21 protein-coding genes are annotated in these 24,237 nt (G+C 48.5%); 11 read left to right on the forward strand and 10 right to left on the reverse strand.

Annotation, left to right across the window (positions count from 1 at the left end; translation table 11 throughout):
* The first annotated feature begins 144 nt into the window (after nucleotides 1–144).
* Complete coding sequence (gene tnpC / locus ACOCLE_RS06720; RefSeq protein ID WP_419532963.1) at nucleotides 145–1,650, forward strand: IS66 family transposase; 1,506 nt, start codon at nucleotides 145–147, stop codon at nucleotides 1,648–1,650.
* Nucleotides 1,651–1,771: 121 nt separating this feature from the next.
* Here the strand turns inward: tnpC and ACOCLE_RS06725 are convergent, their stop codons facing one another.
* Together ACOCLE_RS06725 and ACOCLE_RS06730 are read right to left on the reverse strand one after the other, a co-directional pair.
* Nucleotides 1,772–2,902 carry a dienelactone hydrolase family protein gene (locus ACOCLE_RS06725; protein ID WP_419536053.1) on the reverse strand — a complete coding sequence of 377 codons (1,131 nt, stop codon included), beginning with the start codon at nucleotides 2,900–2,902 and terminating at the stop codon, nucleotides 1,772–1,774.
* A gap of 96 nt (nucleotides 2,903–2,998) precedes the next feature.
* Nucleotides 2,999–3,799 (reverse strand): type IV pili methyl-accepting chemotaxis transducer N-terminal domain-containing protein, encoded by an 801-nt coding sequence (locus tag ACOCLE_RS06730; RefSeq protein WP_419536054.1) that lies wholly within the window; start codon nucleotides 3,797–3,799, stop codon nucleotides 2,999–3,001.
* 57 nt (nucleotides 3,800–3,856) lie between these two features.
* On the opposite strand from ACOCLE_RS06730, the gene ACOCLE_RS06735 reads away from it, so the two are divergent.
* Nucleotides 3,857–4,564 carry a pseudouridine synthase gene (locus tag ACOCLE_RS06735; RefSeq protein WP_419536055.1) on the forward strand — a complete coding sequence of 236 codons (708 nt, stop codon included), beginning with the start codon at nucleotides 3,857–3,859 and terminating at the stop codon, nucleotides 4,562–4,564.
* Here ACOCLE_RS06735 and ACOCLE_RS06740 read toward each other — a convergent pair.
* Both ACOCLE_RS06740 and trmJ read right to left on the reverse strand, forming a co-directional pair.
* Nucleotides 4,538–4,978: a GNAT family N-acetyltransferase gene (locus ACOCLE_RS06740; protein ID WP_419536056.1), complete on the reverse strand. Its 441-nt coding sequence runs from the start codon at nucleotides 4,976–4,978 to the stop codon at nucleotides 4,538–4,540. The two genes, ACOCLE_RS06735 and ACOCLE_RS06740, sit on opposite strands and share 27 nt — an antisense overlap.
* The gene (trmJ, locus tag ACOCLE_RS06745) at nucleotides 4,971–5,717 is read right to left on the reverse strand and encodes a tRNA (cytosine(32)/uridine(32)-2'-O)-methyltransferase TrmJ (RefSeq protein WP_419536057.1); all 747 of its coding nucleotides are present in this window, start codon (nucleotides 5,715–5,717) and stop codon (nucleotides 4,971–4,973) included. The genes ACOCLE_RS06740 and trmJ overlap by 8 nt, the downstream gene beginning before the upstream one ends.
* A 452-nt stretch (nucleotides 5,718–6,169) precedes the next feature.
* Here trmJ and cydD point away from each other — a divergent pair, with 452 nt between their 5' ends.
* The 3 genes from cydD to ACOCLE_RS06760 all read left to right on the forward strand — a co-directional run bounded on the left by cydD (nucleotide 6,170) and on the right by ACOCLE_RS06760 (nucleotide 10,480).
* Complete coding sequence (gene cydD, locus ACOCLE_RS06750; RefSeq protein ID WP_419536058.1) at nucleotides 6,170–7,978, forward strand: heme ABC transporter permease/ATP-binding protein CydD; 1,809 nt, start codon at nucleotides 6,170–6,172, stop codon at nucleotides 7,976–7,978.
* The gene (gene cydC, locus ACOCLE_RS06755) at nucleotides 7,971–9,647 is read left to right on the forward strand and encodes a heme ABC transporter ATP-binding protein/permease CydC (protein WP_419536059.1); all 1,677 of its coding nucleotides are present in this window, start codon (nucleotides 7,971–7,973) and stop codon (nucleotides 9,645–9,647) included. The genes cydD and cydC overlap by 8 nt, the downstream gene beginning before the upstream one ends.
* A gap of 89 nt (nucleotides 9,648–9,736) precedes the next feature.
* Nucleotides 9,737–10,480, forward strand: a complete 744-nt coding sequence (locus ACOCLE_RS06760) for a hypothetical protein (protein WP_419536060.1) — start codon at nucleotides 9,737–9,739, stop codon at nucleotides 10,478–10,480.
* A gap of 379 nt (nucleotides 10,481–10,859) precedes the next feature.
* Here the strand turns inward: ACOCLE_RS06760 and ACOCLE_RS06765 are convergent, their stop codons facing one another.
* Nucleotides 10,860–11,588 (reverse strand): UDP-2,3-diacylglucosamine diphosphatase, encoded by a 729-nt coding sequence (locus ACOCLE_RS06765; RefSeq protein WP_419536061.1) that lies wholly within the window; start codon nucleotides 11,586–11,588, stop codon nucleotides 10,860–10,862.
* Nucleotides 11,588–12,097: a peptidylprolyl isomerase gene (locus tag ACOCLE_RS06770; RefSeq protein ID WP_419537164.1), complete on the reverse strand. Its 510-nt coding sequence runs from the start codon at nucleotides 12,095–12,097 to the stop codon at nucleotides 11,588–11,590. The genes ACOCLE_RS06765 and ACOCLE_RS06770 overlap by 1 nt, the downstream gene beginning before the upstream one ends.
* 314 nt (nucleotides 12,098–12,411) lie before the next feature.
* Here ACOCLE_RS06770 and ACOCLE_RS06775 point away from each other — a divergent pair, with 314 nt between their 5' ends.
* From ACOCLE_RS06775 to cysS, 3 genes are all read left to right on the forward strand, one after another.
* Nucleotides 12,412–14,085 (forward strand): glutamine--tRNA ligase/YqeY domain fusion protein, encoded by a 1,674-nt coding sequence (locus ACOCLE_RS06775; RefSeq protein WP_419536062.1) that lies wholly within the window; start codon nucleotides 12,412–12,414, stop codon nucleotides 14,083–14,085.
* A 63-nt stretch (nucleotides 14,086–14,148) separates the two neighbouring features.
* Nucleotides 14,149–14,508 (forward strand): nuclear transport factor 2 family protein, encoded by a 360-nt coding sequence (locus ACOCLE_RS06780; protein WP_419536063.1) that lies wholly within the window; start codon nucleotides 14,149–14,151, stop codon nucleotides 14,506–14,508.
* A gap of 52 nt (nucleotides 14,509–14,560) precedes the next feature.
* The gene (gene cysS / locus ACOCLE_RS06785; protein ID WP_419537165.1) at nucleotides 14,561–15,940 is read left to right on the forward strand and encodes a cysteine--tRNA ligase; all 1,380 of its coding nucleotides are present in this window, start codon (nucleotides 14,561–14,563) and stop codon (nucleotides 15,938–15,940) included.
* Nucleotides 15,941–16,135: 195 nt separating this feature from the next.
* On the opposite strand, the gene ACOCLE_RS06790 is transcribed toward cysS, so the two are convergent.
* Nucleotides 16,136–16,990, reverse strand: coding sequence for a methyltransferase (locus ACOCLE_RS06790; protein ID WP_419536064.1), 855 nt, complete (start codon nucleotides 16,988–16,990; stop codon nucleotides 16,136–16,138).
* A gap of 412 nt (nucleotides 16,991–17,402) precedes the next feature.
* Here ACOCLE_RS06790 and fabV point away from each other — a divergent pair, with 412 nt between their 5' ends.
* Entirely contained in the window at nucleotides 17,403–18,605 is a 1,203-nt protein-coding gene (fabV, locus tag ACOCLE_RS06795) for an enoyl-ACP reductase FabV (protein ID WP_419536065.1), read from the forward strand.
* Nucleotides 18,606–18,666: 61 nt separating this feature from the next.
* Here fabV and ACOCLE_RS06800 read toward each other — a convergent pair whose 3' ends face one another.
* The 3 genes from ACOCLE_RS06800 to ACOCLE_RS06810 form a co-directional block, all read right to left on the reverse strand.
* Nucleotides 18,667–19,557, reverse strand: a complete 891-nt coding sequence (locus ACOCLE_RS06800) for a YHYH protein (RefSeq protein ID WP_419536066.1) — start codon at nucleotides 19,555–19,557, stop codon at nucleotides 18,667–18,669.
* 218 nt (nucleotides 19,558–19,775) lie between these two features.
* Entirely contained in the window at nucleotides 19,776–20,324 is a 549-nt protein-coding gene (gene speG / locus ACOCLE_RS06805; protein WP_419536067.1) for a spermidine N1-acetyltransferase, read from the reverse strand.
* A 206-nt stretch (nucleotides 20,325–20,530) separates the two neighbouring features.
* Nucleotides 20,531–21,493 carry a carcinine hydrolase/isopenicillin-N N-acyltransferase family protein gene (locus ACOCLE_RS06810; RefSeq protein ID WP_419536068.1) on the reverse strand — a complete coding sequence of 321 codons (963 nt, stop codon included), beginning with the start codon at nucleotides 21,491–21,493 and terminating at the stop codon, nucleotides 20,531–20,533.
* Between the two features lie 299 nt (nucleotides 21,494–21,792).
* Here ACOCLE_RS06810 and ACOCLE_RS06815 point away from each other — a divergent pair, with 299 nt between their 5' ends.
* Both ACOCLE_RS06815 and ACOCLE_RS06820 read left to right on the forward strand, forming a co-directional pair.
* The gene (locus ACOCLE_RS06815; protein WP_419536069.1) at nucleotides 21,793–22,980 is read left to right on the forward strand and encodes a thiolase family protein; all 1,188 of its coding nucleotides are present in this window, start codon (nucleotides 21,793–21,795) and stop codon (nucleotides 22,978–22,980) included.
* Nucleotides 22,981–23,066: 86 nt separating this feature from the next.
* Nucleotides 23,067–24,236, forward strand: coding sequence for an acyl-CoA dehydrogenase family protein (locus ACOCLE_RS06820; RefSeq protein WP_419536070.1), 1,170 nt, complete (start codon nucleotides 23,067–23,069; stop codon nucleotides 24,234–24,236).
* The last annotated feature ends 1 nt before the right edge of the window (nucleotide 24,237 follow it).

Below are 24,237 nucleotides of genomic sequence, written 5' to 3' on the forward strand. Positions count from 1 at the left end.
GTTATGAGTGATTATTTTATTCTCATAGAGCCTGGCTAATCCAGTAACATTTCTGGTAACTATTCAGCACCCTTCATATAAATCTGGAATTTTCTGATTTTTCGACCATCATCTTATACTCAATTTTTCTAACAAATCTCCAGTATGGAACCAGACTTCCCAGCTACTCCGTTTACCGAAGCTCTCCTTAAAGAGAATGAAGAGCTTCGGACCGAGAATGCGCTTTTACGGGAACGTTGCAGCGAACTGGAAGAAAGGGTTAATAAAAACAGTCAAAACAGTAGTAAGCCACCATCGTCAGATGGTTATCAAAAGCCCAGTAAAAAAGGGAGTGATAAAGGTGATACATCTTCCAAAGAAGCCCCCTGCTCCTCACAGGAAACACCGAACCCCAAAAGCCTTAGACCATCTTCAGGCAATAAACCAGGTGGCCAGAAAGGTCATCAAGGCTCTTGTTTGAGACGTGTCGCCTTACCCGATTATGTCAGGCATCTGAAGGTTGAAAAATGTTGCTGTTGCCAGTCTTCGCTTATCGATATTAAACCCACCAAATACATTGAGCGACAGGTTTTTGATCCAGGTAGACCCGGAGAATTTGAAGTTACCGCGTACTGGGCAGACGTTAAAGTATGTCCTTGTGGTAAACGGAACACCGCTGAGTTTCCCCAAGGAGTGAAAGCCGCTGCTCAATACGGAGAAGTGACTCAGGCAATGGCTGTTCATTTAAACCAGTATCACTTCATCCCATATCACCGGGTGTCTGAGTATTTCAATACTATTTATTGCATGAGTGTCAGCGCAGGCTCTGTTGCCAATTTTGTTGCCTATACCCATGAGAACCTGGCCTCTACTGAGCAGAGTATCCGCGATGCTTTACAAGAAAGTCCGGTTGCAGGAGCGGATGAAACTGGCATGCGGGTTGACGGTTCACTGTGGTGGTTACACATTATGCGAGATGACCAATGGACGCTTTACTACCTCTCAGAAAGGCGAGGTTGTGAAGCAATGGATGCAATGGGCATCCTGCTGACTTTTGCAGGCATTCTGGTTCACGATCATTGGAAGTCCTACTTTGCCTATGCGGCAGTGCATGTGCTTTGTAATGCCCATCATCTGAGAGAGCTTCAGGGAGTTGTCGATAGGGATGCGAATAAGCTGGCTCTGCGGCTGATGAAATTGCTTACGCTCTCCTGGCACTTCTGCAAGAAATACAAAGCAGCCGGTCTGACTCAAATGCCTGGTGCAATACAGCTTCGCATTGAGACGATATACGACCAAATCCTTCAAAGGGCTCTCACGAAGGAAACCGCTTATATGGAAAAACAACGACAGGTGCTTGGACGTAAGAAGGTCAGGAATACCAAGGCCTACAACCTGTTCAAAAGGCTTATTGAGTTTAAGGTTGAAACGTTGCGCTTCATGTCGGACTTTTCAATTCCCTTCGATAACAATGGCAGTGAACGTGATGCCAGGATGGCCAAACTTAAGCAGAAGATCTCAGGCTGCTTCAGAAGCGAAGACGGAGGTACCATGTTTACCCGAATCCGAAGCTATTTATCATCTGCTAAAAAGCAGGGGTTGAACATATTTCAGGCGCTTCTTAAAGCGGTTCGAAATTACAACAATACGCCTTTGCTGGGTGCTGAATAGTTACCATTTCTGGCTTTCTTCAGTGAAGAAAAAGCCTGACCCCAGAGGCCATAATGAGCATGAAGAATAGATTTTCTTTCCTTTGTGCTCTTTACGGTCTCTGGGGGTGGATTTTTGCATATTAAGATTCATTAACAGCAGCTAAAGCCATTGAGCGATCAAAATTCTTTTTGAGGAAACTCAATAAATCACTGTATGCCTGCTGCTTGGTCTCATCATCGTTGCCGATCAGGTAACCATACTTCAGGCAATCCTTATATTTAGGTCCACTCTTGAGGCGAGCAGCAATTCGCTCTTCCCGGCTTGCTGTTTCTGACAGTTCCAGAATAGAGTCGCCATTCAGCAGAGGATTGCCTTGGGCATCATAGGTGACTTCGCACCCTGAAATATAAGGGGCGTCTTCTTTGAGCATCTGAGGCGCCAGATTTTCCCAGGAGTGGCCAGCACCCTGATACACAATACTTTCAACATCGACATTAAGTGCTCGGAGTTCATTCTCCCGATCAGCGCAGGCTTGCAGATCATTTGAATAATCTTCTGTGCCTCTCAGTGTCAGGAGTGGCTTGCCGTTGGTTGACTGTGTTCCCAGGTTCTGGAAGCAGGGACCATAAACATCAACGTACAGACTGAATCCATCCGTTCCGGGAGCCAGTGTCTTGTGGAAACGTTCATCCATTGCCATCCGACTGGCCATTCCCCCGTAGGAAAAACCCATAACCCCAATGCGTGAGCCGTCAATCAGGGGACTGGTTTTCAGCAGTTTATAAACCGAATAGGCATCGGTAATGACGTCAAACTCTGTGACGGCATTAATCTTCATCATATAGCTTTTATCTTCAGTAAGCCCCCTGGGCTGGTAGTAGTCAACAACTACCGCTGCAATACCGTTCTGGTTCAGCAGTTTGGCATGTTCATGCTCACGTCCAGGCGAGATACCGCCACTGCCATGCAGTATCACCATTGCTGGAACCGGCTGCTTGCTGGTGGCTGACTCGGGAATATAAAGATGACCCAGTCCGGTTGTCGGCTTGGCGTCGTCCATATTATTGAGTAGAACATCCAGATCAAAGGGGGTAGCGCTCTGATAGTAGATAGTGCCCTCAGTTTGCTCATTCAGTTGAGTAATGGGTTGCGGGTATTCAGGAAAGGATGGAAAGATAAGGCCGACCAGAAAGGATTGAACCGCCGTTATCTGTAATAACCCTGCTGTAGCAGCAATCAGGGCAAGCAGACTGAGCATAACTTTTTTCATGGGAGTGGCTCTTTGTTATTGTTCTATTGAGCACTCCATTGTCTTGATTGGTTTATGATTTTCATATCATCCAATCAGACGATTTTTGCCGGATAATCAGCCTTTGGATTTTATCATCAGCTGTTCATAGTCGTAGGTCAGATCATTCATTTTTTTCAAAATGGATTCGGTTGTCACTGACACCATGTTTGGGACAAATTTGCCCTGATCGCTGATTTTAAATCCGGCATTGGTGAAATCCCACTGGCTCTGAACCTTGGACAGCTTTTGATTGATATCGGTGGAGTTCAGTTCAGACTGGCGGAGAGTGGTCAGCGCGGTTCCAAACTCATTGATGGCCACGGCCAGCGATTCATCAACCGACTGATTCTTAATCCCCCAGGCCCGAGCAATATAGAGTTTGGCGATCCGCTGACTGAGCATCCGCTGCCGACCAGAAATATCGACCAGATGCCCCGCTTCATGTCCCACATGCTCAGTAATGGCTTTAACAACCAGTTCGCTGCGCGCCAGAAGTTCATCGCTGAGTGTCAGTACAGTCAATGCGTCTTCACGGCTTGGTGCTTCCAGCACCTTTAAGCGGAACTCCTGCCAGATGATAGCGGCATCATTCAAGCTATTGCGAATCCTTTCATTGGGCGCGTAATCAAGAAGCTCGAGAAACTGCTGCTCGAAAAGGGCCATGCTGATATCCAGGTCAGCTGTCGCTTGATCGGGATTTACATCGGAGCCAATCATAATGTAACTTTTGGCGATCCGCTGACTGAGCATTCGCTGACGGCCTGCTTTGTTAATGGCTTCTGCATCATTGATGGTTGCCACTGCAGGCATTGAGGTTATGATCAGGCTGAGCAGGGTGCTCAGTATGGCTGAAGTTTTGAAAATCTGTTTTAACATGTCCGTATCTGTGAATTACTATCGATTTAAAAGGCGGATAATACATGAAAATTGCCTATGATTCGCCTTTCCAAATTCATTGCTGATGCCGGCTTTTGCTCGCGGCGGAAGGCCTCCCGTCTGATTGACAGTGGTTGCGTGCTGCTCAATGGCAGACTGGGGTTACATATTGATCGAGTAACAGACAGCGATTGTGTGACAGTTGATGGGCGTGAACTGAAGTTAACGACTGAAAAAATATACTTTCTCTACAACAAGCCGGTAGGTGTTGACTCAGTGTGTGACATTGATGATCCGGCCAGTATTGTTCATCATATGCCTAAACTTAATGAGCTTTTAAGGGTTTTTCCCGTTGGCAGACTGGATAAAGACTCTCATGGTTTGATGCTGCTGACCAACCATGGTGAATTATGCCAGACCTTGCTGCATCCGGATCATTACCATGAAAAAGAGTATCTGGTCACGGTCAATAAGCCGATTGATGAGGCTTTTCTTTTGTCGATGGCGCCGGGTGTCCGTTATGGGGATGTAACCACAAAGCCCTGCCGGGTAACGAGAGTAGCCAGTCATGCCTTTAAGATTGTCTTGACCCAGGGACTGAATCGTCAGATACGTCGAATGTGTCAGGCGCTGGGCTATCGCGTAATGGATTTGCAGCGCATTCGTATGGTGAACTTACTTCTGGATGGAACGGGACCTGGTCAGCATCGCCTGCTTCTGGACGAAGAAATCTCTGGATTACTTAGGGCAGTGGCACATCAATAAGAAATCGTGTCCCTGTTGTTGGTACCTCAGGTAAGGGGCCAGAATATCAGGCGGTACATTGTCAGGATCTGGACTGAAAAAGCCTGCTCTCTGGTAAAAAAGTTCAAGGTGAGCGTATGGGTAGCACCAGCAGTGAATACTCCCCAGGTCATTCAGGACTTCTCTCAAAAAGAACGACCCAACACCCTTTCTCTGGACATTTCTGCCGACCCAGACGCTTCTCAGAAGATAGTCATTGGCTTTTGGACTGGCCCTGAGGCCAGCGACGATGTTTCCTTCTGGACAGCGGGCGACCCAAACCCGCTCATTACCGGACACTTTGCCTTTATGCCCATTTTCTTTAAAAAAACGGTTAACCAGGGGAAAGGCTATTGGGTTGATCTCATCAACGGTAAGCGGAGCAGGTTCAGCCATCAGTACTGTTTTTTCCAGATGCTTTCTGGGCGGCTCCAAGAATACCACGCAACATATTCAGTTCTTTGGCTTCTGGGCGAGCGCGGTTAAAGAAGCGACGGAGCCGTGTCATCACTAAGCCCGGGTGCTGTTGAATAATAAAGTCGATGTCGGTCAGTGTGGTTTCCAGATGCTTATAGAACTTTTCCAGTTCCTGATTCAGAGGGTATTCCTGTTCCGGTTTTTCATCGTGCCAGTCGCTCTCTTTTTTCAGTGAAGCCTTGAAGATCTCATAACAGAGGATCTGGATAGCGGAGGCAACATTAAGAACCGGGTATTCTGGGTTTGCATCGATACTGGTATGAAAGTGGCACTTTTCCAGTTCGCTGTTAGTAAGGCCCATGGTTTCCTGACCAAATACCAGGGCAACGGGAGATTGACGGGAATCCGAGAGCAGCTTCTCAGCGCATGCTTCAGCACCCAACATCGGGCGTGAGAAAGAGTGGGTGCGTGTTCTGGCACTGGTACCAATGACCAGAGAGCAGTCCGCAATAGCCTCATCCAGAGTGTCAAATACTCGGGCATTCTCAAGCACATCCAGCGCTCCTGCTGCCATAGAGTCCGCCTCGGGAGCAGGGAATCGTTGAGGGGTTACCAGGCAGAGGTTACTCAGGCCCATGGTTTTCATGGCTCGGGCCGCGGAGCCTATGTTGCCAGGGTGAAACGTGTTGATAAGGATGATTCGAATATTCTGAAGCATGATGACCAATGGCTGAGTTACTGAAGGTGCTGTCCTGTTGGACTGCTCTAGGCTCTGTTGACAATAAGGTTGCAGGCTCAGCTCAAACCAGGGCGTTCGTGGCCAGGCGCAAGAACGCAGGAATACCAACGTCTTTCAAGTTCTTGCAACGACGTCATGGGCGCTCTGGTTTGAGCCCGAAGGGTGGCTCGTATAGCCGCCTTCCAGCTTCGTTGGACTGGTTTGATGTAGAACCACTATACCTGCACCAGTCCGCCTTGCGGAAGACGGCTATACGAACCACTGAGCCTGCAACCTTATGTCAACAGAGCCTAAACTACATAGTGAATTTGGTCCGTAATTATAGGGGGCGGAAGTACCTGAAAACCAGTCTGTATCTTCGTGGTGAGTACCGATCGAGTTATGTACAATGCACTCCACGTCGTAAGTAGTCCGGGAAATACATTCAAAAGATGAGTCAAACTACGCAAAAGCAGGCCTATCGCTGGTTGTTGAGGCAGATAAGGCCGGCCCGGCAATGGCTACTGATCTCCATGGTACTGGGCTTGCTCAATGGAGTCTTTCTGATTGCTCAGGCTTCGATCATGGCAGGAATGATCCACCGGCTGGTGATGGAAAGTGCAACCCGGGAGATGCTAACGGAAGATTTTCTCTGGGTTCTGGTGCTGGTCATTATTCGTGGTGCCTGTGCCTGGGGGCGAGAGTTCTGTGGTTTCCGCGCAGGCGCCAGCGTCCGGGTGGAAGTGCGCAAACTATTGTTGGATAAACTGCGCCGTCTTGGCCCCCTGGTAATTGGTGAGCGGCCTGCTGGCAGCTGGTCGGCGATTGCCGTTGAGCAGGTAGAAGAACTTCAGGAGTTCATCGCTAAATATCTGCCTCAGATGGCTCTGGCGGTGATGATACCGGCCATTATGCTGGTGGTTGCTTTTCCCCAGAGTTGGGTGGTGGGTATTATTTTCCTGGGAACTGCACCACTGATTCCTGTTTTTATGATTCTGGTTGGAATGAAAGCCGCGGAGGCTAATCGTAAAAACTTTCAGGCACTCTCTCGTTTGGGGGGCTTTTTTCTGGATCGTCTCCAGGGTCTGGAAACGCTGAAACTGTTTCAGCGAACCCGCTTTGCAGAAACACAGTTGGCTGATGCCAGTGAAGACTTTCGGATAAAAACCATGCAGGTGCTTCGCCTGGCTTTTCTGTCTTCCACGGTGCTTGAATTTTTTGCTTCGGTTTCCATTGCGCTTGTGGCGGTATTCCTTGGGATGAGTTTTCTTGGCCACATTACCTTTGGCGGTGAAGTTACTCTGTATACCGGACTTTTCCTGTTACTGCTGGCTCCTGAGTATTATCAGCCATTGCGGGAACTGGGAACCTACTATCATGCCAAGGCCAAGGCCATCGGTGCGACGGAAGAGATTCTGGAAGTATTGTCCCGTGAAGAACCGCAAGCGCATCGTGGCGGTTTGTCTGTACCAGAAGCCATGCCGTTGACCCTAGAGGTACAAGAACTCTCCGTTTCAGCAGCCATAAGATCCTCTGCTGGCTCTGAGTCAGCGGATGATTCTGAAAATAAACATCAGCTATTACTGGATCATCTGTCGTTTAAGGTCGAGCCCGGAAGTCGTGTTGGTATTATTGGCAGCAGCGGTGCCGGTAAAACGACGCTGATTAATACCCTCATGGGGTTCTGGAACTATCAGGGTGAAATCAAACTAGGGGGGCAGTCTCTAGCGGATACTCAGCTCGATAGCTGGCGCAAAGAGATTGCCTGGCTGGGTCAGCTTCCATTGATTATCCATGGTTCTGTTTATGACAATATTGCGTTTGGCCGTGCTGTCTCTCATGATCAGTGTCTTGAAGCGCTGGCCAGGGCGCAGGGTATGGACATTCTGGCTAATTTGCCGGACGGTCTGGACAGTGTACTCAAGGAGCAGGGGGGAAACCTGTCGGTTGGTCAGGCTCAGCGAATCGCTCTGGCGAGAGCTCTGGTACTTCCGGTGCGTTTATTAATACTGGATGAACCGACGGCCAGCCTGGATTCTGTCAGTGAGAGTCTGGTTCTGGATGCCCTGGACGCCATACCGGATGAATGCACGGTCATCACGATTACCCATCGAATCAGTCAACTCAATGCCATGGATCAGATCCTGATGCTGGATAAGGGGAATCTGGTGGCTGATGGTTCTCCCTCAACGCTGGCCAGGGAAAGTGCTCTGTATCAGCAGTTCGTCAGCATGCACAGCGGGAGTCTGGACGATGAATGACCTCTGGCCTTTTCTAAAACTGTACCGTCAGCATCTTGGGATGTTATCACTGGGTGTTTTGCTGGCGATTGTTACCCTGCTGGCAAGTCTCAGTCTGCTTTCACTGTCCGGCTGGTTTATTACTGCCACAGCGATAGCGGGACTGAGCTTTGCAACGGCTCAGACCTTTAACTTCTTTACCCCCGGAGCGGGTGTTCGAGGTTTTTCCATTGCCCGAACGGCTGCCCGCTATGCAGAGCGACTGGTCAGTCATGATGCCACTTTTCGGTTGTTGTCAGGCTTGAGAAGCTGGTTTTTCAGTAAACTGATTCCAGTATCTCAGGAGCAGCTAGGGCAATACCGGAAAGGTGAGCTGCTTGACCGGCTGGTGGCCGATATTGATGCGTTGGATCAGCTTTATCTGAGGCTGGTTAGTCCGTTACTGTCCGCTGTTGTTGTTGCATTGCTGTTTTCACTGTTTATCTCCTTTTTCAGTACAACCGTTGCCATGGTGGTGTTGTTGGTGATGATGCTCTGGATCATTACCATGCCATTGCTGTTTTATGTCCTGGGTCGCAGGACCGGGGAGTCCATGGGTGTCAGGCAGGCGCGATTGAGACAGGAGGTGCTGGATTATCTGCAGGGTATGGCTGAACAGCAGATCTACGGCAGTGAGGCCAATGGCCGCGCCACGATTGCTGAATCGGAAGAGAAGCTAGTTGCAGACCAGTCCCGTATGGCAGTGATGGAAGGGTTTGGCTCAGCCTTGTTTGTTTCCGGCTCCGGTGCAGCTGCATTACTGGTTTTGTACATTGCCAGTGGTGAAATGAATGCAGGCCTGTTCAGTGGGCCAGTCATGGTCATGATGGTCTTTGGAATGCTGGCCAGCTTTGAAGCGCTGATGCCGTTACCCGTTGCATTTCAGTTTCTCAGTCATACACGACACGCGGCCAGTCGATTGCGTCAGGTAGTGAGTTCACCGGTGGTTGTATTTCCAGAGACAGCACCTGAGGTCGAGGTAAAGGGTGAGATTCAGTTTACGGATGTGTCCTGTGGCTATGCCAATGACCAGACAGTTATTAATAAGCTATCTCTTCATATTCCTGCAGGCAGTCATGTTGCTCTGCTCGGCAAAACGGGCTGCGGTAAATCAACACTGATCAAGTTATTAAACCGTGGGTTGGAGCCTTCTGCTGGGAAAATATTACTGGATGGACAGGAGATTCAACGATTTTCTGAGCAGACGCTTTACCAGTCAATCACGTTTGTGCCTCAGAAAACCCATGTTTTCAGTGCCACGCTCAGGGAAAATCTGCTGTTGGCGGCACCTGCAGCCAGTGATGAGGCGCTTTTAACGATAATTAAAAATTCAGGGCTGAGTGGACTTGCAGCTGCCAGAGAGAACGACGGCAATTTGCTGGATATCTGGTTAGGGCAGGGTGGCATTGCATTATCTGGTGGTGAGCAGCGTCGCCTGGCTCTTGCGCGGGCTATGCTGAAACCGGCACCTGTACTGGTTATGGATGAGCCGGGCGAAGGGTTGGATGTTCACAGTGAACAGGTACTGATGGATGCCGTCTTTCGTCAATTTAAAGACAGTACCATCATTATGATCACCCATAAGAGGACTGCCCTTGAGAAGATGGATAAGGTCTATCGGATGGAAAATGGAAGCCTGACCAATCTCTAATACGATACAAAGGTTTTAAAGGTCTTCTATCGTGTCTGGATAAACGTATTCTCCAGCCGATGTCAGCAGGGATGGGCTGGAGAATATACGTGAAAAAATATTTATTGATTATTTTGGCGGCGGTCTGGGTAGGTTCAGGGTGGATGAAAGACCAGCTACCTGCACAGCCCGTTGCCGTTGATGGTCTGTTGAACGATCCTGTACAGAAGCCTACCCGTGCAGAACCTTTCATGACTCAGGTAGGGGGAGAGCGTTACGAAATCACTCCCAGGTACGATTATGAGCAGTGGGGTATGGTCGTTTCCTACCATCACAGTGATTCATGGATGGATCGTGTTCACGAAAAGTGGGCGGATAATCTCAATATTAAGGATTTATGTGTTATCTGGGGGGGAGCTAATATGGATCCCTTGGTTTATAAGAATATTGATTTCAGCAGTGGGCAATGGACCTGCTATTTCTGGACAGATGACCCTGAAGTATATGGTCGTTTTCAAGGGACGAGGTTAGCGAATAATCATCTGCTAACAGACGATCCGTTGGTTGCAGAGACAATTCTTGATTCCAACTATGGGGATATTATTCATTTAAAGGGCTACCTCTCGAATTACCGGGGACGAAAGATAAACAGGGAAACCAGTATTACCCGTACCGATACAGGTAATGGTGCCTGTGAAACCATCTACATTACTGACTTTTCAATTCTCCATGATGCGAATAAAGGCTGGGATAGTATTTACCGCTGGTCTTCATATCTTTTACTGATTCTTATAGGGTGGATATTGTTTTTTGGCGCTATTCCCATAATAAAAGATTTGGTGCGGGCAAAATAGAGATGCTGGCTTGCCACTGCATCTTTTCTAATGCAAGCTGGAGATAATTTGTAGTGCATGGTGTGAAGGATATAAATCGTAAGTGGCGAGAAAATACTGTTTTTTCATCCAACATATTGCAGGAAAGCATTTTTACTGACTGGTATCCAACCTTAAGACAATTATACATTTTTCTGTTCTCCATTTAATCAGCTGGAAATCAGTGTTGCTGAGTCTGTTGAGCTAAGTATGTTTGTTTGATTAATTAGCAATACCGATAGAGACGATATTGGATATACTTACTCTGCAGGCTTAATCGGCGGTAATGCTTTTTTATCGTGGTCGAATTAAAGTGGATGATTTTCACGAAATGTATCAGTTATTTCCAAGCAGCTGGTTTTCACAATTGGATTGGAAAATGAGTCATTTTTATTGTCTCAGGGCTTACTTCAATTTCCCAGCCTTTATCGGTCCAGTCACCTAATACATACCTTTTACCCGTTCCATTTTCTAAAGTGACTTCATGAATGTCAGGTCGGTGTGTATGGCCATGAATCATGGTATTGACCTGAAATTTCTCCATGACATCAATAACGGCAGATGGCGTGACATCCATTATGTCCAGAGTTTTACCAACTTTGGCCGCTTTACTGTTCCGACGTATTTTCTGGCCCAGGTTCTTGCGATAGGAGAGGGGAGTCATTCGCAGTATGGCCATGACCAGAGGGTTGCGGATGATTCTTCGATATCGCTGGTACTGCTTATCCTGAGTACACAGTGAATCGCCATGCGTTAGCAGGATTTTCTGATTGTTAAGGGTGACCAGTGTTGGGTCTTTCAGCCACGTTACACCCGTCTCTCTGAGAAATGATTTGCCGATGGCAAAGTCCCGGTTGCCCGGCATCAGATAAACGGCCTTGCCACTATTCGTGTATTGCTTTAGCCGTCGAGCAATATCGTGCTGGAAGTCATCCATGGCATCGTCACCCACCCAATATTCAAAGAAGTCACCCAGAATGTAGAGTGCATCAGCCTGAGGGGCGCGATCCATCAAATAATGGCAGAATGCCCGGGCAACAGCCGGGCACTCTGGTGTCAGGTGAAGGTCTGAAATAAACAGCGCCTTCATCAGGCAGTTTCCACCGTTTCAAGAACTTCAGCGGACTCAATAACCACGTCATCCACGGGAACATCCTGGTGGCCTGCACGGAACGTGGTTTTAACCCCTTTGATCTTGTTTACAATATCCATACCATCGGTCACTTTACCGAATACGCAGTAACCCCAACCATCGGTGTTTTTTGCCGTGTGATTGAGGAAGTGATTATCCTTAACGTTGATAAAGAACTGGGCCGATGCAGAATGCGGATCCATGGTTCTGGCCATGGCAATAGTACCGGTTTCGTTCTTGAGACCGTTGTCGGCCTCATTTTCGATGGGCATCTTGGTGGATTTTTGAACCATACCTGGCTCGAAGCCACCGCCCTGAATCATAAAGCCATCAATAACACGGTGGAAAATGGTGCCATCAAAATGGCCACTTTTAATATACTCAAGGAAATTGGCAACGGTTTTTGGGGCTTTTTCAGCGTCCAGTTCCAGTTTGATATCACCGAAGTTGGTGTGTAATACAACCATCATGTGGGGCACCACTCTTGTTAAATAACGTCCACAGACTCTGTGAGAGTCAGGAAAACAACGGATTCTAGGTGTTTCTCGTACTAGTGTAAAACCTATTCGTTAGACCTGTGTCTGAATACTGATATTCAATACGATCTATTATTGCCTGTTAAGACTATCTGTCGGTAAAAACCGTTATCCTGCCCGGTAAATTCTGTCAGCAGGGTAATGAGTTATTTTCCAGTATTGGTAGATATGGTAGTCTCAACCGATTATGGCGTAGGTGTATAGACAGTATTCGCCAGTAACCTCTCATAGATGCATCAGTGACAATGACTGCTACCGAAAAAGCCAGAAATTTTCTGGAACAGATTATTGAAAAAGACCTGGCAGAAGGCCGGGTCAGTCGTATTCATACCCGTTTCCCTCCAGAGCCGAATGGTTTTCTCCATGTTGGCCATGCCACCTCTATCTGTCTTAACTTTGGTCTGGCAGAGAAGTACCAGGGTGAATGTAACCTCCGTTTTGACGATACTAACCCGGAGAAAGAAGAGCAGGTCTATGTGGATGCCATTCAGGAAGATATCCGCTGGTTGGGCTTCCAGTGGTCCGGTGAGGTTCGCTACGCATCCAGCTACTTTGACCAGTTTTATGACTGGGCGCTGCACCTGATCCGTGAAGGCAAGGCCTACGTTGATCATCAGGATGCTGAGTCCATGCGCATTAACCGGGGTGATTTCAATAAGCCGGGTGTTGAGAGTGCAGACAGAGACAAGTCCGTTGAAGAAAACCTGGCCGAATTTGAAAAAATGCGGGCTGGTGAATATGAGGAGGGTAAGGCTTCCCTGCGGGCGAAAATCGATATGCAGAGCCCCAATATGAATATGCGGGACCCGGTTCTCTATCGAATTCGCAAGGTGCCTCATCATCAGACGGGGGACAAGTGGTGCATTTACCCCAGCTATGACTTTGCTCATGGTCAGGAAGATGCCATTGAGTATATTACCCACTCCATCTGTACCCTGGAGTTTCAGGATCACCGCCCTCTGTATGAGTGGTTCCTGGATAATCTGCCGGTACCTGCAAGGCCGCGACAGTATGAGTTTGCCCGTACCAACCTGAATTATACCGTGACTTCCAAGCGGAAGTTAAAGAAGCTGGTGGATGAAGGTGTGGTAGATGGCTGGGATGACCCTAGGATGCCAACCATCTCCGGTATGCGCCGTCGTGGTTATACCCCGAACTCCATTCGTCGCTTTTCCGAAATGGTGGGTGTAAGTCGTTCCGATGGTACCGCTGATGTTTCCATGCTGGAACATGCCATTCGTGATGACCTGAATACGAACGCTGCCCGTGCCATGGCGGTACTCTCTCCACTCAAGCTGGTAATTCAGAACCTGCCGGAAGGCGAGGTGCAGGAGATGACGGCAGCGGTACATCCGAATCGTCCGGAGCTCGGGCAGAGAACGCTGCCGTTTACCCGGGAAATCTATATCGATCAGGAAGACTTCACTGAAGACACCACGCTCTCCCGGAAGAAGTTCAAGCGCCTGGTGATTGGTGATTACGTTCGCCTCAGAAGTGCTTATGTCATTAAGGCAGATGAAGTGATCCGTGATGACAGCGGCAATATTGTTGAGGTACATGCCTCTTATGTACCAGGTACCGTAGGTGAAGATCCACCTGAGGGCATTCGTCCCCGTGGTGTTATTCACTGGGTTTCGGCAACTCATGGCAAGCAGGCAGAGTTGAGAATCTATGATCGCCTGTTCAGCCACCCGGCGCCGGATCGTGGCGAAGAAGATTTTCTGAGTCATGTGAATCAAGAATCTCTCAAGACAACACAGGCGTGGGTCGAACCATCGCTGGTGAATGCGGCACCAGAGCAGTCTTTCCAGTTTGAGCGGGAAGGGTACTTTGTTGCAGACCGCTGTGACCACTCGGCCGAACATCCAGTGTTTAACCTGACCATTGGCTTGAAAGATACCTGGGCTAACAAAGCCTGATTCGATGCAAATACGGGGTGCCATCGCCCCGTATTTTTGACTTATTCCAGAAGATCAAACGTCATGGAAGCCAGAAACGTTGTTGCTGCATGGGTTGAGGCATTTAATAACGCGGATGTTGAGCTGATCACCAGCTTTTATGCCGATGATGCCGTCAATCATCAGGTAGCCAATGATAAAGTGATCGGTAAAGAGGCAATTCGTTCTCGGTTTGAACAGGAATTTGCCACTGCAGAAATGGTCTGCATTGTTGAGCATATTTTTCAGGATGGTGACTGGGCTATTCTGGAATGGAAAGATCCGCTGGGCCTGCGTGGCTGTGGGTTTTTCCAGGTCAAAGATGGAAAAATCGTGTTTCAACGGGGATATTGGGACAAATTGTCATTCCTAAGGCAACACGGACTTCCTATACCTCAGAACTAGGCTCTGTCAATAAGAGCCCGACAGGCAATTGCAAAACAGGATAGATATAGTGCTGCAGATTTATAACAGCCTGACCCGTAAGAAAGAACCGTTTACCCCGCTGGATGGAAACCACGTACGCATGTATGTCTGTGGTATGACGGTCTACGACTACTGTCATATTGGCCATGCGCGGACAGTGACGGCTTTCGATGTGGTGGCCCGTTATCTGCGCGCCCGAGGTTACGACCTGACCTATGTCCGCAATATCACGGATGTGGATGACAAGATTATTCGCCGGGCGGCAGAAAACGGTGAGGATTTTATGGCACTGACCGGTCGTATGATCGCAGCTATGCAGGAAGATTTTCAGCGACTGGGTAACCTGCCACCAGACCATGAACCAAAGGCGACCGAATTTGTACCTGGCATGGTTGAAATGATCGAGCAGCTGATCGACAAAGGATTTGCCTATGCACCGGGAAATGGCGATGTCTATTACCGGGTTCACAAGTTTGCGGAATATGGCAAACTGTCTGGCAAGGTGCTTGATGAGCTGGAAGCCGGTGCCCGAATTGAGGTGGAAGAGCAGAAAGAAGATCCACTGGATTTCGTTCTGTGGAAAGCGGCAAAACCAGGTGAGCCGAGCTGGTCATCGCCCTGGGGCGAAGGAAGACCCGGCTGGCATATTGAGTGTTCAGTGATGGGTAAATGCTGTCTGGGTGATACGTTTGACATTCATGGTGGTGGATCTGACCTCAAATTCCCCCACCATGAAAACGAAATTGCCCAGAGTGAAGCCTGTAACGATGCCAAGTTTGTCAATACCTGGATGCACTCGGGAGCCATCCTTATCGATAATGTGAAGATGTCCAAGAGCCTCGGCAACTTCTTTACCATCCGTGAAGTGCTGGATAAGTACGATGAGGAAGTGGTTCGCTACTTCATGATCTCCAGTCACTATCGGAGCCCGATTAATTACTCCGAAGACAGCCTGAAAGAAGCGGGTGTTCGCCTTGAGCGCTTGTACACTGCATTGAAGGGGCTTGATCTTGATGGGGTGTCTGCACCAGCAGATAATGAGTTTGAGCAGCGGTTCTTCAAGGTCATGGACGATGACTTCAATACTGCAGAAGCACTTGCCGTATTGTTTGAGCTGGTGCGTCACCTCAACACTGTGCGCAGTCAGGATGAAGTGGCAGCACTTCCTTTGGCTGCACTGCTGGTCAAACTCGGTGGCATTCTGGGTATTCTGCAGCGGGATCCTGAAGCATTTCTGAAGTCAGGTGCGGATGTTGATGAAGCCATGATTGAAACCATGATTCAGCAACGAAATGACGCCAAAAAGAATCGTAACTTTGCTGAAGCAGACCGTATCCGTGATGAGCTTGCTGCCCAGGGAATTATCCTTCAGGACAGCAGGGAAGGGACAACCTGGCGTATTGAGAGGTAATTCTGGATAGAGTTGCCTTGGTTTATTCGCTCGATTTGTAGTATGAACCAGGCAACTAAAACTATGCTCTCACTCACTTAATCATCAGGATGTTCATCAGATGGTTCGTGGTATCCGCTGGATTAACTATTTAATAGCAGAAGCTGATACCATTCTAAGTATGGATTACCTTGCTTGTCGCTTATTAAGGTGTACTTAGTGATTATCAACGAGTTGATAGAGGTAGTAATCCATTCCTCCACGGATGTCAAAGTGCTCCTGGTGGATCAGTGTTTTCTTAAAACTGTATTTCTCAAGTAGCTGATCAAACCGACCCTCATCTCCATTGGTACCAAAGCCAATGAATATGCGACCATTATCGTTCAAGTGGTTGCGTACTTCTTTAAGAAATACGTTTATAGAACGGTATTCTGGGTCACAAACTGCTCGAAACAGTACCTTCGAACATTCATCTCCTTCCGCATAGACGTAAGGAAGATCCCAGTAAATGGTATCGAAGCGCTCATCAGTCATGGCAGAGAAAACATCACTTTCTCTCACATCGACTGTGACACCGTGCATTGCTGCATTTTCACGGGTCACTTTAACAGCAGAAGGGTTTAGATCAACGGCTACCACGCTGTTAAGGTAATCCCTTGCAGCGGTGATTGCGGTTACTCCTATTCCGGTTCCTATTTCCAGAAATCGCTCGTTCTCAATCAAGGGAAGCGCTTTAGTCAGAACACCCGTTGAGCGGAAATACTTGGGCGAAAATACGTCAGGCACCGCACGGTATGTATGACCCAGCACCTCAGTGTAGTAAGGTTCATCTTCCTCAGCATTTTGACTGATTCGAGTAATGGAGCTCGTTAGTTTTATTTTCTGCATATCCAGTAATTTGGCGGTTGGCTGGATATCTTCAGGTGTATTGACCCTGTTTAAGTCGATTTGTTCTGTGTCACAATGGGTTGCCAGGCTTTCTAAAGCCTCATGATTGTCCAGCTCACCCTGGTAATCGGAATGACAGCAGACACTGATGGCAACAATTGAAAGTAAGTACTTTGGTTTCATGCTTTTTCTATCTCTCGCTGAGAGTGATAAGGCAGCGGATTGTCTGGATTGCCAGAGACTATAGTTTTTGTTTTATAGTCAACAATCATCAAGATTAGAACCGCAGGCGCTTTTAATAGGCTCATGTCAGTACAATCCTGCCTGACAGGAAATGAGTCGATTAATCGAGAAGAATATCTAGTTCAGGCTCTGGGGTTGGTCAAATGGCTTGCTCGGTTTTAGTGTACTTCTCAGGGCAGGTACTATTAGGTATCGTGCTTACAAGTTGTAACAAATTGACCCATAACGCTACTGAGTAATACTCACCATCTCTTTCCCAATGTGTGGCTTTTGGATAAGCTACTTCGTTATTTTACAGTGAGGCTGATGAGCCTCTGATTGCCGAACCGAGTTTCACCTGTTGGGGACAACGATGATCATTAAACCAAGGATTCGTGGATTTATCTGTACAACCACTCACCCGGTGGGTTGCGAAGCCAATGTGAAGGAGCAGATTGCTTATACCCAGTCACTGGGCCCTGTGGCTGACGGCCCCAAAAAAGTGCTGGTGATCGGTTCTTCCAGTGGTTATGGACTGGCTTCCAGAATCACAGCAGCATTTGGCTCTGGCGCTGCTACCATTGGTGTTTTTTTTGAGAAGCCAGCTACTGAAACTAAGCCCGGAACTGCTGGATGGCATAATTCTGCTGCCTTTGAAAAACTGGCACATGAAGCAGGGCTCTATGCAAAAAGCCTGAATGGTGATGCCTTCAGCCATGCTGCTAAAGAGAAGACGATCGAGTTGATCAAGCAGGATCTGGGTCAGGTGGATATGGTGGTTTACTCGCTGGCATCGCCCGTACGAAAACTGCCGGATACCGGTGAGGTGATCCGTTCGGTACTGAAGCCGATGGGTGAAACCTATCGTGCTACTGCCGTAGATACCAATAAAGACACCCTGTTTGAGGCCTCTGTAGAGCCGGCTACAGAAGAGGAAGTCGAGGCGACCGTCACCGTAATGGGTGGCCAGGACTGGGAGCTCTGGATGAAGGCATTGTCTGAAGCGGGTGTTCTGGCAGAAGGCTGCAAGACCGTTGCTTACAGCTATATTGGTACAGAACTGACCTGGCCGATCTATTGGGATGGTGCCCTTGGTGAAGCCAAAAAAGATCTGGACCGCGCAGCTCATGCCATTGATGACCAGATGAAGACCCTGCACGGTTCTGCCAATATCGCCGTTTTGAAGAGTGTCGTCACGCAGGCCAGCTCTGCGATTCCAGTGATGCCTCTCTATATCTCAATGGTCTTCAAGAAGATGCGGGAAGAGGGTGTACATGAGGGTTGTATCGAACAGATCAACCGAATGTTCCGTGAGCGCCTTTATCGCAGTGATGGAGCTGCTCCAGAAGTTGATGACAGCAACCGCCTCCGCCTTGATGACCTGGAACTGAGAGAAGACATACAGAAGCATTGTCAGGAAATCTGGCCGCAGCTGACCAATGAAAACCTGACCGAGCTAACGGATTATATTCTCTATAAAGAAGAGTTCCTGAAGCTGTTTGGTTTTGGCGTTGATGGTGTGGATTATGACACTGATGTTAATCCCAATGTGCCTTTTGATGTGATTGATATTTAAAACTCTGGTCGTTTAGGTATCGCCGGGTAATGACCAAGCTTGATTACCCGGCTTTCCGGTCTTAGTGTTTCCTTTGTGGAATGCAGGCGGTTGAATGCTCGGGTGTCATACCGCACACCCCAGTTATTTGATGGCCATGCCTTGGTACAGTGAATTTGCATCGTTCACCGGTTTGTTTGCCATAGCATGCGTAGATCGCTTCTTCAGGTGGGTTACGTCTGCCTGACTCTCTTTGATTACTCTGATTTCGCCGGCTTTCACGATTGGCAGTGCTGTTTAGAAAGTCACCACTGATCTCGCCCCACAGGCACCTGGGAAAGAACGGATATGTGTCGGTGGCGTAATAGACAAACTGCCCTTCAAGAAAGCCTCCATTGCATTCATCCAATGTTCCTGCACCTGCCAAATACTCCCAGTCCTGATTATAGGTGCCGTCAAAATTCCCACCGGGAGGTACAGGACGGCTTCCAGGTTTCAGCTGATAGCTCGATATCTGTCGTTCACCGGCATAATGTATCTCAAAGCCATCGGCGGCATAGCCAATCAGTGTTGAGTTGATAGTGTCTAGCAGATCATCGGGAATACCGTGGTAGTGATAGAGCCCACGCTGGTCCACATGGGCGTTATTCTGATCCATGCCTAGCCGGTTTTTGGCACCTATGCCTTCCAGATTCCAGCCAGAGCTCCGGTCACGACTGAACCCCCTGGGGCTGGACGCGTCGTAATACTCAGCGGTGCCTGGACGGATCTGGACGCCATTAATGGCAACGCCAATAGAGCCTCTGACAGGCTGAGGTCTATGGCCTTTTTCAGGATTGAGTGAAAAGCAGAGGTGGACCTGTTGTTCAACAATTGAGTTTGGGTTTCCCCGGTTTGGGAAGCGGCCGGTCTCATGATCTGGTAGACCGTTGGAGACTATACATCGCTTCCCATCTTTAATGGTGATAGACACTTTGTTGTTATGGGCTTGAAGAGAAGGGGATAGGAAACAGGAAGAAAGCAGGAATGCAAAATAAAGAGATTTCAATCCTTTGATATTTGGCATGCTTTGTTATCCCTGACGTAGCATCGTTTTTTGTTCAATTATATGGGGATACCTGTCAGGGATGCCAGTGCTTGAGACCACGCCGAAAGTCCCGGCGTCTTCATTGTTATAAATGGCAGAATTCTTCAGGGGCTGACAGAGCGATTCTTGTTGAGATAGTCACGCTGAAGAATGTACATTCTTAATACGTCACAGTATTGACCATTGGTGAAATATTCCTGAACCATCCGACCTTCTTCAATAAAGCCGGTCTGTTCATATAGGTGTATGGCTTTCTCATTTTCAACGGCCACAACCAGATACACTTTGTTCAGGTTAAGGATGGTAAAGGCATAGTCCAGCGCTGATTTGATCAATGCCCGGGCGTGACCTTTGCCCTGGTGTCCCGGCGCAATGATGATCTGAAACTCAGCTTTACGGTGAACATAGTCAATTTCGATCAATTCAACCAGACCGATGGATTCCGCTTCATTACTTTCAGTCGCTGTGTGCTCAGCAACAAAACGGCGTTCAGTATTGTCGTGGATATGCTTGCCATAGAGGTCTTCCAGCTCATCGAAAGACTCATAGGGCTCTTCGAACCAATAGGACATAATGCTGCGGTTATTATTAAGAGAGTGCACAAACCGCAGGTCTTTCTTTTCCAGTGCTCTCAGTCGGATACTGCTTTTCATCCGGGAATCTCGTCAGTCAGAGATTGACTCTGTATATCGATAAGGCTTCTGCAGCATGGCCTGTCTTTGGAAGTGCAGAAGTAACGGTATTTTACGTGAATGTAGTGGTAAATGACTATCTTATTTTTCTTTTCTTTCAATGAGTTATGAAAGATGGCGTTAAGTGGCTACTTATTGCCATCTGTCATTGGAGTCACGAACTGGGCTTAAAGTTCACCTTCGGTATACGTGTAGCGGCGTTCACTACCGACCGGTTCACTTTCAATACCATCCGCATTCAGTGGCATTGGCAGTAAGTGTTCAGGAGGGTAATTCCAGAATTCAGGGGTAAGCTCCACCTCATAACGCTGGAAGGTTTGACTGGGTGAGGTAAAGCGGAGGTTCAGTTCAGGGTTATTATCCTCTGGCAGAGTGACTACCCAGCTGGCAACGGTGACTTCTCTCAGAATACTGTTGTAAGGGCCATTTTGTGCGCTGTTCATCCAGCGGTAGTAGTTGCCTTCAGCCGTCAGCTGGCCGGGAGCGTTTTTCATCAGAGCTTTTATGGTTTCAAAGCGATCTTCGGAGTCTGGGTAGAACACTTTGTTGAACTTTCTCATGGGCTCCAGAACATAATGGTTGGTGTGATACAGGCGGTTCTGGTTCTGACTGGCCTTCAGTATTTCATAGGAGCCTTTAACGGGGCCAATTTCAACGAGAATGGCCTCGGTCTTGTCGCCAATGATCAGGAAGTTGGCAAGCCCATTGCCGAATAATGCCTCCTGGTCAGCCAGTACTTCCGCTACTGAACGGTAACGTTTGAGAATATTGTAAATAGCGTCAGACTGGTCGCCATCATTGAATTTGCTGGCATTATTAATAGAGGCAGACTCATTTTGCACCACAGACAGTCCGAACTGATTGATGCCAGCGGCAATGTAGGGGAAAGGCGTCCGGTCAGTGGTGTTGTAGAAGAGTCCCAGATAAGCATTCTCACCGGGCTCCCGTTTTACTTCCAATTGTTCGAAAGCAGCCAGGGAGTCACGGTTCTTGGCCATGATGAGTCCGCCCTCATTATTGGCTGTACCAACGGAGGCGAAGGTTGTGCAGGCATGGGTATTTGATGTCTGTAGAGCGAGGGAGGTACACAGAACGCAGGTAGAAACGGTGAGGCCGACTCTGAGAGGCATGATTGGCTCCTTATACTGACATTGCCTTTTAAAAAATATCAGTGATCTGTTGTTTTTCCATCTGGAGATAATCATCAATTCTTAATTTGTAGTTCAAAAGGGTGAGCTACAACGCGAAAATCACTCGTATAATCGCCCTCGAATCGTAATGGATAGTGAAGAATTGCCTGTTTCAGTTTTGCTCTGATATCGTTTTCTGGTACCAATAGAGCTATGATGCAAAGAGACAGTTACGCGAAAAACACAGAACACTGTCCTTTCAACCAGAAAAATAAATAACAAAAAAAGCGAGTTTCAGTATGTCTTCTGCACCCAACCCATCACAGGAAAGCATTGTCATTGTTTCCGCTGCCCGTACCCCAATGGGTGGATTTCAGGGTGACTTGTCGTCTATCACGGCGGTTGAACTGGGTACTATTGCTATCAAGTCAGCATTGGAGCGGGCAGGCGTTGCTCCCGAGAAAGTATCGGAAGTATTAATGGGTTGCGTGTTGCCAGCAGGTACCGGCCAGGGGCCAGCTCGTCAGTCTGCATTGAATGCAGGTATTCCCGTTCATGTACCTACAACCACTCTTAACAAGCTTTGTGGTTCCGGTATGAAAACTGTCATGCTGGGTGCGACGCAGTTAAAAACCGGTGAAGCCGATCTGGTGGTTGCCGGTGGTATGGAAAGTATGACCAATGCCCCTTACCTGCTGGATAAAGCCAGAGGGGGGATGCGTCTTGGACATGGGCAGGTAAAGGATCATATGTTTACTGATGGCCTGGAGGATGCCTACCGGGGGATGGCCATGGGTGTCTTTGCCCAGGAAACCGCTGATCGCTTCGGCCTGACTCGTGAGGCTATGGACGATTATGCCCTTGCTTCTCTGGAACGGGCCAACACAGCGATCAACTCTGGTGCATTTGCTGAAGAAATTGTGCCTGTTGAAACCCGGAAAGGCGTGGTCGAAATTGATGAGCAGCCGGGTAAAGCCCGGCCGGAAAAAATCCGTCAGCTGCGCCCTGCCTTTACCAAAGACGGGACGGTCACAGCGGCAAACTCCAGCTCAATTTCTGATGGTGCAGCAGCTCTCGTTTTAATGCGTGAAAGTGATGCAAAAGCGCAGGGCCTTCAACCTATAGCAAGAATTCTGGGTTACCAGAGTCATGCCCAGAAGCCTGAAGAATTTACCATTGCACCGGTAGACTGTATCCGTAAGCTGCTGGAAAAAATTGACTGGCAGGCCAGTGAGCTAGACCTGTTTGAAGTGAATGAGGCGTTTGCCGTCGTCGCCATGATGGCTATTCGTGAGCTGGGTCTGGATCATGACAAGGTCAATATTCATGGTGGTGCCTGTGCGCTGGGTCACCCCCTGGGTGCCAGTGGTGCCCGTATTCTGGTCACTTTGTTGCATGCCCTGAAAAAGACCGGAGGTCGCAAAGGCGTTGCTTCACTCTGTATTGGTGGTGGTGAAGCGACTGCCATTGCTGTGGAAATGATATGATAAAGTGAAAGGGCTTTTTGACCCTTTCTTTATGTATCGAATGAGCCCCGGTCATTTGCTGTCAATAAGAACAAGAGGCTGAAGTCATGGATTACAACCTTTCTGAAGAGCAGGTCGCTTTTCGTGATCTGGCTCGGCAATTTGCCGATGCCGAACTGGCTCCCCATGCAGCGCAATGGGATCTTGATTCTCATTTCCCGGTTGATGTAATCAAGGCGGCGGGTGATCTTGGGTTCTGTGCCCTGTATACCCATGAATCCATGGGGGGGCTGGGGCTTTCCAGGCTGGATTCGCATATTGTTTTTGAGCAGCTGGCTATGGGATGCACGGCAACAACCGCCTACATCACCATTCATAATATGGTGACCTGGATGATCAGTGAATTTGCCACCGACCAGGTAAAAGCCGACTGGGGGGAAGGGCTGGTGAGTGGCAGTAAGCTCTCATCCTATTGTCTTACCGAGCCTGGCGCTGGCAGTGATGCTGCATCACTGAAAACCAGAGCTGTACTTGAGGGTGATGAGTACGTGCTCAATGGCTCTAAAATGTTCATTTCGGGAGCTGGCAGCACCGATCTGCTACTGGTCATGGCAAGAACCGGTGAAGACGGTCCAAAAGGTATTTCAGCCTTTGCTGTTCCCGCCAATCTGGAAGGTATCCAGTACGGTAAGAAAGAGGAAAAGATGGGCTGGAATGCCCAGCCAACCCGGCTGATTTCATTTGATAATGTTCGTATACCGGCAGACCACCTGCTGGGAGCGGAAGGTCAGGGTTTCTCTTTCGCGATGAAGGGGTTGGATGGTGGTCGAATCAATATCGCCACTTGCTCCATCGGTACTGCGCAGCTGGCGCTCAACACGGCACGTGCCTATATGAAAGAGCGTAAGCAGTTTGGTCGTGAACTGGCAGGTTTTCAGGCATTGCAGTTCAAACTGGCGGATATGAATACGGAGCTGGTGGCTGCCCGGCAGATGGTTCGGTTGGCGGCCTTCAAGCTGGATCATCAGGATCCTGAAGCGACGGCCTACTGTGCCATGGCTAAACGTTTTGCTACGGATATCGGGTTCCAGGTCTGTAATGAAGCGCTTCAGATTCATGGCGGTTATGGCTATATCAAGGAGTACCCTCTGGAGCGACATGTACGGGACAACCGGGTCCACCAGATCCTTGAGGGAACCAATGAAATTATGCGATTGATTGTCGCACGTCGTTTGCTCTCTGAGAGCATTTCACAAACTGGTATGGAGTTACAGTGAT

The organism is Endozoicomonas sp. (assembly GCF_965196975.1).
Lineage (GTDB): Bacteria > Pseudomonadota > Gammaproteobacteria > Pseudomonadales > Endozoicomonadaceae > Endozoicomonas.